Origin of the sequence: Spongiibacter sp. (assembly GCF_041602295.1) — a bacterium.
Taxonomy (GTDB): domain Bacteria; phylum Pseudomonadota; class Gammaproteobacteria; order Pseudomonadales; family Spongiibacteraceae; genus Spongiibacter.
In genome coordinates, this window is the sequence record NZ_JBFIGO010000084.1 from 1 (window position 1) to 12,800 (window position 12,800).

Consider the following 12,800-nt stretch of genomic DNA (forward strand, 5'->3'; position numbering starts at 1 on the left):
ATGCCGATAGCCCGCCACCGAGAAATCTTTCACTCGAGAGTCGGCGACCAACACCGCATCGGCGCGCCGTAAAAACTGCTCTAACAGCGGTAAATTGGCGCGATCGTAGAGTACATCCGCCACCAGAATGACATCGTAGCGCTGATTGTCGGCGAAAAAATCAATGCTGTAGTCCAGCTCAACGCCGTTCAACTCGGCATTCAGAGCACTGACCGCCAGGGCGTCGGCATCCAAATCACAGGCGACCACCGCAGCCGCACCGGCGCGCGCCGCCGCGATCGCCGCCACCGCCGAGCCACAGCCAAAATCCAGCACCCGCTTACCGCGCACCAACTCGGGGTTATCCAACAGGTAGCGCGCCATCACCTGGCCACTGGCCCAACAAAAACACCAATAGGCCGGATAATTCATAATGCGTTGAATTTGCTCGCCATCGAGCAGGTGCTGCGGATAGCTTTCGTCTAACAACCACAGACGCAATTCCGGCGCCAGGGGCAGTGTCTGGCGGGAGAGTATCGCGTGGGGAAGGTAGTCGCGCATGCGCGACTGCAGGGTTTCAAATGTCACCATAATACTTGCTTAAATACCTAGAGGGCTTAAAAATAACCCCATAAAGCCGTGCAATAAGGGCGGCAGACAATCGCCCCCCTACTGCGCTGCACATGTGAAGCGATAGCGAGGGCCCAGACGATGATGAGCCATCACCTAGGCGACCAGCGCCTCTCGCACTGGGTGGCCGACCTCAACGAGGCCGAGCCCGAGGACTACCTTTATTGCAGCGAATGCCGCAATCCGATCAGTTACGAAAATGCCCGGGTGCGGCTCAACGGCAGCCACCTTCACCGCTTTATCAATCCGGCGGCGGTAGTATACGAGGTCTGCTGCTTTGCGTCGGCCCCCGGCGCCGACATCTGCGGTGAAGCCAGCCCGCAGCACAGCTGGTTCAGCGGCTTTTCCTGGCAGTACGCCCACTGCAGCGACTGCGGCGCCCACCTCGGCTGGTATTACGAAAACAGCCGCGCCGAGTGCTTTTTTGCGCTGATCGATGGCGTCGTCAGCCGCTAGACGCCGCACCAGAGCATGGCCCATAATTCACCGCATCAATGACAGCCGAGCCCACCGTGTCTGAGTCCAGTGAATTTATCGTTCCCCGCTGCACCGCGCCAGTGGAAATCCTTTACCGCGACGACGCCCTGCTGGCGGTCAACAAGCCCGCCGGCCTGCTGTCCGTACCCGGCCGCCACCCCGCCAACAAAGACAGCCTTATCAGCCGCCTGCAACAGCAGTTTAATGAGGCGCGCATCGTCCACCGGCTGGACATGGCCACATCGGGATTAATGTTGATCGCGCTGAGCAAAGACAGCCACCGCCGGCTCAGCCAGCAATTTGAACGCCGCGAAATTACCAAACACTACCACGCAGTCGTTGCCGGCGAAGTCCGCGGCGACCAGGGCATTATCGATTTACCGCTGGCCTGTGACTGGCCGCGACGCCCTCGCCAACACATTAACTTCGGTCACGGCAAAAGCGCACAAACCCACTACCGCTGCCTGCGCCGCGACGCCGAACGCAGCAGTCTGCTACTTAGCCCACATACCGGCCGCTCCCACCAACTGCGGGTACACTGCGCCAGCCTGGGCCACCCAATTCTCGGCTGCGAATTCTATGCAGATCGCCATGCCCGCCGCGCCGCGCCTCGGTTACTGCTGCACGCCAGCGCCCTGGGGCTGCGCCACCCCGTCAGTGGCGCCCCCCTGAGCTTTGACTGCCCAGCGCCTTTCCCGTTATAGTCCTGTTACCTCGCCGCGCTCACCACCTATAACACCCAGTATTGCGCGGCGCTCCCATATCTTTGCGAGCCCGCTGACTCCCCGGCTAGGGCGCAAGTTCTTTCCAGCCATTACCCCGGAGATAGCTCATGTCACGCTTGACGCTTTCGCTATTGGCCATGATCCTGGCCGCCACCCTCGCCGCCTGTAACTCAAACTCCAGCTCCAACGCCAACAAACAAACCGACGGCGCCAATACAGAGCCCGATACGGATAACGGCAGCGCCAAAATTATCGTATTATCCAATCGCGCCGACCTGATCAGCGGTGGCGATGCCCTTATTGAAATTGTCACCGAAGACGACAGCTCCACACCACAGCTCTCCCTCAATGGTGTCGATATCTCCGAGCAACTGGCGCGCCGCGACAATGGCCGCATTATCGGGCTCATTACCGGCCTGGCTCTGGGCGACAACACATTGCAGGTCCGCGACAGCAGCGGCAGCGCCGACGCCGTCATTCGCAACCACCCCAATTTTGGCCCGGTGTTCTCCGCCGGCCAGCACCGCCTGGATGACTGGGAGACCTGCGCCGCGGGCCAGCCAAGCGCCCAGCAGGACTGCAATATCGACGTGCAATACCGCTACTTCTACAAATCCACTAATACACTGCAACCCGGCTTGATCGCCTTCGACCCCGACGCCGGCATGCCCAGCGACATCGCCACCACCACCACCGACCAAGGCGAAACCCTGCCCTTTATTGTGCGCCGCGAAGACGGCTTTCAGGATCGCGACCGCTACAGTATTTTGCAGCTGTTTAAAGTGGGCGAAGACTGGACCGCCTGGCAGCCGCAATCGCAGTGGAATCGCAAGCTGCTGATTCCCCACGGCGCCAATTGCGGCATGTCGTTTAGCCCCGGCCAGCCACCGCTGACCGATGCCTTCGGCGGCCTGCCTGGCGGCCCCGAGCACAGCTATGTCACCGCGCTGGGACGCGGTTTCGCCGTCATGTCTACGGCGCTGAATAACAACGGCCACAACTGCGACGTGGTGCTGCAGGCCGAATCGATGATGATGGCCAAGGAGCGGCTGATCGAGCAGTATGGCGAGCTGCGCTACACCATTGGCACCGGTTGTTCCGGCGGTGCGATTGCCCAGCAAACGGTCGCCAATGCCTACCCGGGTATTTACCAGGGACTGCTGCCCACCTGCGCCTATCCCGACAGCATTTCGCCGGCCGTACAAGCCGCCGATTACAACCTGATGCGCCGCTATTTCGAAACGCCCAGCGAATGGGCGAGCGACGCCCTGTGGTCGCCCCACCAATTCGGGCTGGTTGAAGGGCATATCAGCCATGCCAATGCGGTTGCCATGGACGAGCTGCTGTACAAGCCCGCAGTGAATACCGCCGGCGGCTGCCTTGGCGACGACAGCTACCACCCCCAGGACAATCCCGACGGCGTGCGCTGCGGCGCCATTGAGTGGTATCGCCATATCTGGGGAACCCAGTGGCTGACCGCCAAGAGCGGCGATCGACAAATCGAAGTCACCAAGGTACCCGCCGGAAACAAGGGGATTCAATACGGCTTGCAGACCCTGCAAGCGGGCCAAATTACCCCGGCACAGTTTGTCGACTTGAATGTCAAAATCGGCGGCTTTGACTTCGACATGCAGCCCCAGATAGAGCGCAGCCGCGCCGATGAAAACGCCATAGCGGCCGCCTTTCACAGCGGCGCCGGCAATGTCGGCAACCACCTCGACAAAGTCGCCATTATCAATTTCGTTGGTCCCGACCCCGCCGCCGCCCACGACGCCGTGCACGCCTGGTGGACGCGCTGGCGCCTGGACCGCGAACACGGCCATCACGACAACCATGTCATGTGGGCGGGCCCCGTGGCCCTGGTCGGCGACCCCTACTACTTTGAGCAGGGCCTGCTCGCAATGGATCGCTGGCTGGCGGCCATCGAAGCCGACCCCAGCGCCGCGCCGTTGGCCGCGCGTATCGTCGCCAACAAACCCGCGGACATTCACGACCAGTGCAGCGACGGCCTGGGCCACAAAGTCGCCGACGAGGTCTGTGTGGAACAGCTGCGCACGCCCTATGCCTACGGCACACCGCGCACTGTCGCCGGTGCCGACCACTATGCGACCAACTACGACTGCCGATTGCGCCCCTTCTCGCGCAGCGACGACTACGGCCCACTGCCGCTGTCAGAGGCCCAGTGGCTAGCCTTGGAAACCCTATTTGCCGACGGCGTGTGTGATTACAGCCAACCCGGTTTAGGCGAGGAAACCAAGACGGCATCCTGGCTGAGCTACCAAGACGGCAGCGGCGATGTGGTCGTTGGCGGTGCGGCACTGCCAGCGGCAGATTTACCCGCAGGCTGGGCCAGCGCGCCCTTCAGCGCGATCACCAGCAGCAAGTGAGCAAGTGAGCAAGTGAGCAAGTGAGCAAGTGAGCAAGTGAGCAAGTGAGCAAGCACAGCGTAAACGCCACTCTTTCCGCCAGCCCGACAACGACGGCTGGCGGCCGGCCTTTTAAAAACCAAGGAACTTGAAGGCAGACGGCGCAGATCCCGCGACAAAGCGATACAACGGCTGCCCGCCTGGCCAACGACAAACCGGCTGCGCATGGGGGGCTGCGGGGCTGGCGCCCGGGAACCGTTGTTCGACCAGCGTCTGAGCCCACCAAACGGCGAGCGTGACTAGCGGCCGCGCGTTTGTCCGGAAAAACAGCCTTTCAAACTGCTATACAAGCACGACAACGCAAAATCAAAGTGGACTGGCGTGATTTCCGGACTAGACTAGGGCTACGCCCTTGAGAAATCTGGCCATGGTCGACACCGAACGCTGCAACGACGGCTCGCGTATAATTTTGCGGCCCAACCGCTCTGCCAGCTGGCAGAGCAACCGCCGTATTATCACGACTGTCGCCACCGTAAACCTAATCATTGCCAGTGGTTTTTTAGCCGTCGGCGCCTGGCTGATACTGCCGTTTATGGGCCTGGAAATTTTTCTGCTGTGGTATCTGCTAAGAAGGGTTTTCGACAGGCTGCAAATACAGCAAATAGTGAGTATCAATGGCGATCAGTTACGCGTGGAAACTGGGCGCTTCTGCGCCGAACATCGCCGGTGCTGGCCGCGCACCGAGAGCAGTATTCTGGTCACCGAACAACAACACCCCTGGACCCCTCTGGAAATTCACCTCTGCCACCACGGCGAAACCCTGCGCCTAGGCGCCTTTCTCAACAAGGACGACTGCCAAAAGTTACTGCTCGCACTCAGGCAGCTGGGCTTGCCACTGCGCCAATTCGGAGCCAATGGCGAACTCAACGCCTGAGTGGCACAGCGGCTTAGCGTCAATGCTCCAACCGCAATGACACCCCCGCAGTCCCGCCAAGCTCACCGCGATATTCTCCCGCCTGCAAGGGCCTCATGCCGCCGATAGCCCCGGTTAACAACCACTGCTCTGCCGACAAACGCCAGCCCATCGCCAGGCGCTGGTTAATCAGCGCCAACAAGGCCTGCCACTGGCCGCCCTCTAGCTCACCACTGCGACCCTCTGCCAACAGCGCATCGCGATGAAACAAGCGCATCGCCAACTGATCAATGTCGCGGTCATCAAGGGCCACACTGTCACCGACCACAAAATACCGCGCAGCGACATTGCTGCGCACAATTTGCAAGGCATCGGCACCGGCCGGCAACTGACCGAGATCTGGCAGCTCAATCGCCAGCGCTACTCGTGCCACCTCCCGGCGCAGCTCGGCAACATCCGCCAGCGGTGCGTGGATCTCTCGTCGCAACTGAAAGGCCAATTCCAGCTCGACCATCCCACGAGAAAATTCACGCAGCGACAAACTGCCCGCATTGGGCAACTGCGCAGCCGGCGCAAAGCTGCCGTACACCGGGCGGTCACTGCCAAAGCGCTGCTGCGCCGCGCGGCTGGTCAAACCCGCCTTAAAGCCGGCGGGAGCATGCGTATAGCGGGCGACAAAAACTGCATTTTGCTCAGCATAAGCGGCGGCCCAGTTATCCTCGGCGACCGCGCCCACCGACAGCAGCAGCGCCGCCAACAACAAAAGATGACTCTTCATTTAAATTGGCTCTCTATCAAAGCCGCCGGCAGCTGATCCAAGGCCAACAGGGTAACGGTGGGTTCAATTCCCCAAGGGTCAAACACCGTATCGCTACTGCGTTGCACCCAAGCCGTCTGTAGGCCGGCGCTGGCGGCGCCAATCACATCAAAGGCATTGCCCGAAATTAACCAGCACTGACGCCCCTGCGCCGCCGCGCGACGCACAAAGTAGCTGTAGACCGCGGGATTGGGTTTGAAAGAACGCTGCTCCTCAGCGCTGACGACCTCTTCGAAATACTCGGCAATGCCTGCCCTCTCCAGTAGCGCCGCGACCGCCGCCGCACTGTCGTTGGAAAAGGCAAACAGTCGATGCCCCTGCGCGGCCAATTGCGCCAGCACCTCAGGCACTTCATCAAAGGCGGGCAGCGATTGATATACCGCCATCAGCGATTCACGCTCTGCCTCCGTCAGCGGCTGCGCCATAAGCTCACAGCAATAGTCCAGGGCTTGACGACGGCACAGCGAAAAGTCTGCGTAGTTCTGCATCAGGCCACGCCGAAAACTGTACTCCAGCTGTTTTTCGCCCCAGCGCGCGGCAAATACCCCCGCCAAATCCCCCATCAGCTCAACGAGCCGCTGACGCACACTATCGGTGTCGACCAGTGTGCCATACACATCGAAACCGAGTACTAGGCTCATACCGTCTCCCGTCTGGCGGCTGCCTTATCAGCAGACGCGAAATAATCCACAAGGCGCTCACCAACGACGCACCTCGCCACCCACCGCAGAGACTCCCGAACACCCACTACCGGTTCGCGGCGGCGCTTAACGCAAATCAATGCGGTATTAACCATAGCAAAGACGCCCCGCAGCAGAAAACGGCCAGCTCCGCTAAACCGCGCACGTCCAGCGTCAAGGCCATAAACCGCCTTATCCCAATCACCACTGCTGTCGCAAGCTGGCGGACCAAACCCTATAACACTGTGGCCACCGGCACAGCACTTCAGGCCGGGTGACGGTCTCCCCGCAATCGCCAAGCTCTCTTTCACCGTGGTGCATTCACCCTCAAGCCGGCTCGGCACCGCAACGCCAGCGCTATAGAGCAGTCTGGCAGCAATTCGGGTAAAATGCGCAACTCGAAAACAGAGAGGTAAACATGGCCACTTCCGACAAAGCCCCATCATCCCCTACCGGCAACTCGCCCAAAGTCGGCTTTGTCAGTCTCGGCTGTCCTAAAGCACTGGTGGATTCCGAGCGCATCCTCACCCAGCTGCGCCTCGACGGCTACCAAGTGGTACCCAGCTATGACGACGCCGATGTCGTGGTGGTCAATACCTGCGGCTTTATCGACAGCGCCAAGCAGGAATCACTGGACGCCATCGGCGAGGCCATGAGTGAAAACGGCAAGGTCATTGTTACCGGCTGTATGGGTAAGGGCAGTGATGCCGAGGCCATTAAACATGCCTACCCCGGCGTGTTAAACGTCAGCGGGCCCGCCGCCTACGACGAGGTATTGGGCGCGGTGCACGACTATAGTCCGCCGGAAGCCCAGCAGCCGCACCGCGATTTGGTGCCGCCGCAGGGGGTCAAGCTCACCCCGCAGCACTATTCCTACCTAAAAATTTCCGAGGGCTGCAACCACCGCTGCAGTTTTTGCATTATTCCCGCCATGCGCGGCGACCTCGTCAGCCGCCCCTTGGCCGAGGTGGTTGACGAGGCCAAGCAATTGGTGGCCGCCGGCAGTCGCGAGTTGCTGGTCATTTCCCAGGACACCAGCGCCTACGGCGTCGATACCAAATACAAATTGGACTTTGTCGACGGCCAGGCAATGGAAACGCGCATGCAGGATCTGGCGGTAGCGCTGGGCGAACTGGGGGTATGGGTGCGACTGCATTACGTCTACCCCTACCCCCATGTCGACAAGGTGATACCGCTGATGGCCGAGGGCAAAATCCTGCCCTACCTGGACATCCCCTTCCAGCACGCCAGCCCGCGGGTACTAAAGCTGATGAAGCGCCCCGGCAATCAAGAAAAAACCCTGGAACGCATCAAGGCCTGGCGGCAGATCTGCCCCGACCTGGTGATACGCTCCACCTTTATCGTCGGCTTTCCCGGCGAAACCGAAGAGGACTTCCAACTGCTGCTGGACTGGTTGGAAGAGGCCCAGCTCGACCGCGTCGGCTGTTTTCAATATTCGCCAGTGGACGGCGCCAGCGCCAACGAACTGCCCGACCCGGTACCCGAGGACATCAAGCAGCAGCGCTGGGAGCGCTTTATGGAAGTGCAGCAGCGCATCTCCGCCGCCAAGCTGCAGCAGCGCATTGGCCAGCAGCTTGAGGTGTTAATCGATACCGTTGACGACGAGGGCGCCATCGGCCGCTGCTACGCCGACGCCCCGGAAATCGACGGCAAGGTCTACCTCGACGGCATCACTGACCTGCGCCCCGGCGACGCGCTGTTGGTCGATGTTGTCGGCGCCGACGACTACGACCTGTGGGCCGAGCCGGCGCAATGAACCTGCTGCTGCTGCAGGAGGCGGATTTTACCGGCAGTGATACGGCAGTGATCAGCGACCAGCGCGCCGTGCATATCCGCAGCGTGCTGCGCGCCGAAGTCGGCCAGCAACTGCGCTGCGGTCTGCTGAATGGCGATATCGGCAGCGCCGACATTCTCAGTATCGGCGACCGCGTTGAGCTGAAGGTGGCACTGACCGGCCCACCCCCGGCCAAACTGCCCCTGACCCTGCTGCTGGCCCTGCCGCGCCCCAAAGCGGCTCGGCGCATTCTGCGCGCCGCCACCGAGCTGGGTGTACAGCACATCATTCTGCTGAACAGCTACCGGGTAGATAAAAGTTACTGGCAAAGCCCGTTGGTCGACGACGCTCACCTGCGCGCCGCCATGCTCGAAGGCTTGGAACAGAGCGGCGACACCCAGCTGCCGACAGTGGCGCGCGCCAAGCGTTTCAAACCCTTTGTCGAAGACAGTCTGCCCGCGCTGCTGACGCACCGCCAGGGCTTGCTCGCCCACCCCTATAGTGACGCGGCTATGCCCACACTGGGCGGGCAACAGGCGTTGTTGGCCATTGGCCCCGAGGGCGGCTTTATTCCCTATGAAGTCACCAAACTGCAGGATGCCGGCATGCAGGGCTTTAGCCTGGGGCCACGCATATTGAAAGTGGAAACCGCCGTGCCCAGTATTATTGGCCGGCTTTTTTGCTGATTTGCACCTTAAATAGCGAAAGCACAACGCGGCTGACAGGGCCATTAAGCCAAGCCCCGACAGCACTTGAGCGCGTGCCCCCGGGCCGGGCCCACGTTGCCGCAAAAGCTGAGCCAACGCGGCATAAACCAACTTCACACCACCGACACAGCACGGGGTAATGGCAATAATCGCCGCGCCCCCAGCGACGGTCAGCGACGATAGGTCGACAAACAGCGGCAACAGACTGGCGTAGAAAATCACCGCCTTCACATCCATCAAAGTGATCACTGCGCCGACCAAGGCACTGCCCGGCAGCGACCTGGCTGCTGGTCGCCAGGCAGCGCGCCACAAGCGCCAGCCGATATAAAATAGATACAGCGCGGCCAGTATTTTCACCACCGCAAACACATTGCCAAAGCCCTGGGCCAGCGCGCTCATACCCAGCATCGCCAACACCACAAACAGAACATCTGCGATAATAATACCCAGCGCCGCTGCCGCGCCGTGAACAAAGCCGCCCCCTGCGCTGCAGGCGGCCACCAGCAATGTGCTACTGCTGGGCAATGCAACCAAACCAAGCATGGCCAGCGCCAAACCGGCGCCTTCAGCGCAGGTCGCTAGCTGACCTCATCTGCCGCGACCGGCTCTGCTCGTCAACGTCCACCGCCTCAGCCATGACTCTCATCGCCTCGCTAGAATCAGCGGCTGCCCCCGGTTTCGCAGCGCAACTTGAGCGCGGCTAGCAATTTTTCGTAAACGGCACTGTGAGCACGACTGCCCTGCAGGCGAAACCCCAAACGGGCAAACCAGCTCTGCGCACTCACTTGGCAGTGGTAACTGGCCGTAGTCACGCCGTCTTGCTCAGCGAAGCGCCACACCCCCTTACCGCGCAAATCGCCGTCGATATAGGATTCCTCCAGGCACTCTCCAGGCACAATCCGCTCCACACGGCGGCGAAAGCGGCTCAACACAAAAGGCGGGCGACCGTAGCGGTGGGCGACGATACTGCCTGGCGCAATGGCTCCCTCGCCTTCAATTTCGCAGTGGTAAACCGGAAACCACTGCGCAATAGCCGGGTAATCGGCCACAACCTTAAACACCTCAGCCGCTGGGGCGCGAATACAAATGCTATCCACCACATCAATTGAAGCCATATCCCACCTCCTGTGAATTGTCTGAGCAAGTATCTTGACGCAAGCCCAGCGCCAGCACATCGCACAAAACGCGTAGGCTGGACCCCGGCGCAGGGCGACACAAACCGCGGGGAAACTCGCTCGGCCCGCCCCTCATCGCCAGCCCGTCAATACCGCCAAACAATGACACGCATTGACAGATTTGCGACAACTGCGCACACTGCGCACAAACTAAACAACCGTTTAAGGGGTCATTTCCGCGCTTAACACTGGGTCGCCTGGCGGCCACGACAGGAAGTCACCCTAAGCCCACGGCGATCATCAGCCCGGGGCAATAAAAATAACGCCAACAACACGGAAATACAGTATGACCTTGCGCACGCTTTTCCACGCCACGGGAAAACCCCTAACCCTACTGCTACTCGTCTTCGCCCTCGCGGCCTGCGGTGGCACCAGCTCAACCACCAGCGACAACAACAATAGCGCCAATCTCGACAGCGATGAAGATGGCGTTAGCAACCGCGCAGACCTGTGTGCCGGCACCCCTGCCGGCAGTGAGGTCGACGCCGACGGCTGCGCGCAGACGCAGCTAGACGATGACGGCGACGGCATCGCCAATGCCGGTGACAGCTGCCCGGCAACGCCCACTGGCGAGTCCGTCAATGACGATGGCTGCTCGGACTCTCAACTCGATGACGACGCCGACGGTGTCAGCAACGACGCCGACAGCTGCCCGGCGACAGAGACTGGGGCCAGTGTCGATCTCCATGGTTGCAGTAACACCCAAAAAGGCGATGACGACGGCGACGGCGTGGCCAATGACAGCGACCTCTGTCCACTGACGCCCTCAGGCGCGATCATTGACGAGAATGGCTGCGCCGAGGCCCAGCGCGACGACGATAGCGATGGCGTGCGCAACGGCCAGGACCAGTGCCCGGCGACCCCCAGTGAGGAAACCGCCGACGTTCAGGGCTGCTCGGCCTCGCAACTCGACGACGATAATGACGGTGTTAGCAATGCCGACGATAACTGCGCCAACACCGACGAGGCCGACAGTGTCGACAGCAATGGCTGCAGCAATGCCCAGAACGGCGACAACGACGGCGACGGCGTGGCCAATGACAGCGACCTCTGCCCCAACTCACCCGCTGGCAGCGTCGTGGAAGCCGATGGCTGCCCACCGGCAACCATTACTGACGGCATCAGCTACAACGTGAATCTGAGTTCTGATGTCGACGGCGCAAATATCGCCTTCACGCTTCACCAGCCGACGCAGCTGTCTTCCAAGAAGACCTATCCCTTGATTCTGCACAGCCACGGTTATTCCGGCAGCCGCCAGGCCTCGCGCCCCAGCGGCGGCTTGCTGAAATCACTGCTCGACAGCGGTTTCTATGTACTGAGTCTGGATGAGCGCGGCCACGGCGAATCCGGCGGCACCATCCGCATTCTCGACCCCGACTTGGAAGGTAAGGACTGGCTGCAGGTACTGGACTGGGCCGAGGAAAACCTGAGCCAATTGGCTTATGCTGACAACGGCCCGACCCCAGCCACCGAAATGAACAACCCGCTGATCGGCGCGGTTGGCGGCTCCTACGGCGGCGGCTTTCAGCACTTGATTTACGCCATTGACGACAAGCACCGCCTCGATGCCATTGCCCCAGATATCACCTGGCACGACCTGCGCTACTCGCTGTATTCGGGTAATGTCTTCAAGACCTTCTGGGCCGGCGTGTTGTCAGCCGGTGGTAATCTTGCCGGTGAGCAAGACGACGAGGTCAACGAAGGTCTAAAAACCGGACTGACCGAAAACACTTTGGCTGAAGACAAACTCGCCCTGCTCTACCGCCACAGTCTGGCCTCACACTGCAACAATCAAAACGACACTACCGCCGATGGCAGCCTGCGCCCTATTGACGCCTTCTTAACCCAGTCGCACATGGATACGCTGTTTAACTTCAACGATGCCTATTACAACTTTAATTGCCTTAAGGAGCTGGGCGGTGATGTGCGTCTGTTCACCAAAGCGAAGGGGCACGGCATTAACAGTGGCGATGGACAAAGCGTCTGCGGCCGCCTGGACGCCAATACCGTGACCGTAAACTGGTACCGGGAAAAGCTGAAATTCGAAGACGGCGCCGCCGACGAGATTCCCAAGGTCTGTCTCAACCTCGGCAGCACTGGTGCAGATGGCATCGCCCTGAGCGAGGTTCCCTATGGCGGCACCACCATTGCCATTAGCAGTCCGCTGCAACCGATCATTGCCCACGAGGCCAACCAAGTCCCTACGGTGATTCCGCTGTATACCGCCTTGGACAATGGCGAAGTGATTGCCGGCGTGCCCACTATCTCATTAAGCATGACGGCGTATGAAGAGCAGCCCGAGCAGAGCATTAGTGAACCCATTCTATTTGTGGGCTTAGGCATTATTCCCACGGCCAACGAAGCTCACATTGCCTCTCCGCCTCCGCCACCATTCCTTCCCTTAATGAACCAAGTCACACCATTTCGCGGCTTTGGCGAGTACCAACGTGACCTTGTCGGCGTAATGAATCGCCTGCAGGCTGGCGACCAGTTAGCGCAGCTGGTTTACGGTTCCTACCCCAGCCAATACCCCACC

Annotated in this window: 11 protein-coding genes and 1 pseudogene; 7 read left to right on the forward strand and 5 right to left on the reverse strand. The window is 60.5% G+C overall.

Annotated features, from left to right (window positions below; genetic code table 11):
- Positions 1-570: methyltransferase (locus tag ABYM29_RS12240; protein WP_372865054.1), on the reverse strand; the 570-nt coding region annotated here is incomplete at its 3' end.
- A 120-nt stretch (positions 571-690) separates the two neighbouring features.
- Between ABYM29_RS12240 and ABYM29_RS12245 the strand changes: the two genes are divergently transcribed.
- The 4 genes from ABYM29_RS12245 to ABYM29_RS12260 all read left to right on the forward strand — a co-directional run bounded on the left by ABYM29_RS12245 (position 691) and on the right by ABYM29_RS12260 (position 5,111).
- Positions 691-1,065 (forward strand): cereblon family protein, encoded by a 375-nt coding sequence (locus ABYM29_RS12245; RefSeq protein WP_372865055.1) that lies wholly within the window; start codon positions 691-693, stop codon positions 1,063-1,065.
- Positions 1,066-1,121: 56 nt separating this feature from the next.
- On the forward strand, positions 1,122-1,790 hold the full coding sequence (locus ABYM29_RS12250) for an RluA family pseudouridine synthase (RefSeq protein ID WP_372865056.1): 669 nt from the start codon (positions 1,122-1,124) through the stop codon (positions 1,788-1,790).
- Positions 1,791-1,918: 128 nt separating this feature from the next.
- Entirely contained in the window at positions 1,919-4,198 is a 2,280-nt protein-coding gene (locus ABYM29_RS12255) for a DUF6351 family protein (protein ID WP_372865057.1), read from the forward strand.
- 406 nt (positions 4,199-4,604) lie between these two features.
- Positions 4,605-5,111 (forward strand): DUF2244 domain-containing protein, encoded by a 507-nt coding sequence (locus ABYM29_RS12260; RefSeq protein ID WP_372865058.1) that lies wholly within the window; start codon positions 4,605-4,607, stop codon positions 5,109-5,111.
- Positions 5,112-5,130: 19 nt separating this feature from the next.
- Here the strand turns inward: ABYM29_RS12260 and ABYM29_RS12265 are convergent, their stop codons facing one another.
- Both ABYM29_RS12265 and ABYM29_RS12270 read right to left on the reverse strand, forming a co-directional pair.
- Positions 5,131-5,868, reverse strand: a complete 738-nt coding sequence (locus ABYM29_RS12265; protein WP_372865059.1) for a 2-keto-4-pentenoate hydratase — start codon at positions 5,866-5,868, stop codon at positions 5,131-5,133.
- On the reverse strand, positions 5,865-6,548 hold the full coding sequence (locus tag ABYM29_RS12270) for a haloacid dehalogenase type II (RefSeq protein WP_372865060.1): 684 nt from the start codon (positions 6,546-6,548) through the stop codon (positions 5,865-5,867). The genes ABYM29_RS12265 and ABYM29_RS12270 overlap by 4 nt, the downstream gene beginning before the upstream one ends.
- A 457-nt stretch (positions 6,549-7,005) precedes the next feature.
- On the opposite strand from ABYM29_RS12270, the gene rimO reads away from it, so the two are divergent.
- Both rimO and ABYM29_RS12280 read left to right on the forward strand, forming a co-directional pair.
- Positions 7,006-8,364 carry a 30S ribosomal protein S12 methylthiotransferase RimO gene (gene rimO / locus ABYM29_RS12275; protein WP_372865061.1) on the forward strand — a complete coding sequence of 453 codons (1,359 nt, stop codon included), beginning with the start codon at positions 7,006-7,008 and terminating at the stop codon, positions 8,362-8,364.
- Positions 8,361-9,068, forward strand: coding sequence for a 16S rRNA (uracil(1498)-N(3))-methyltransferase (locus tag ABYM29_RS12280; RefSeq protein WP_372865062.1), 708 nt, complete (start codon positions 8,361-8,363; stop codon positions 9,066-9,068). The genes rimO and ABYM29_RS12280 overlap by 4 nt, the downstream gene beginning before the upstream one ends.
- 84 nt (positions 9,069-9,152) lie before the next feature.
- Here ABYM29_RS12280 and ABYM29_RS12285 read toward each other — a convergent pair.
- Together ABYM29_RS12285 and ABYM29_RS12290 are read right to left on the reverse strand one after the other, a co-directional pair.
- Positions 9,153-9,632 (reverse strand): annotated as a pseudogene (locus ABYM29_RS12285) (LysE family translocator); the annotation flags it as partial.
- A 116-nt stretch (positions 9,633-9,748) separates the two neighbouring features.
- Positions 9,749-10,204, reverse strand: coding sequence for an SRPBCC family protein (locus ABYM29_RS12290; RefSeq protein ID WP_372865063.1), 456 nt, complete (start codon positions 10,202-10,204; stop codon positions 9,749-9,751).
- A 346-nt stretch (positions 10,205-10,550) separates the two neighbouring features.
- Here ABYM29_RS12290 and ABYM29_RS12295 point away from each other — a divergent pair.
- The coding region (locus tag ABYM29_RS12295; RefSeq protein ID WP_372865064.1) for a CocE/NonD family hydrolase at positions 10,551-12,800 on the forward strand (2,250 nt) is incomplete at its 3' end.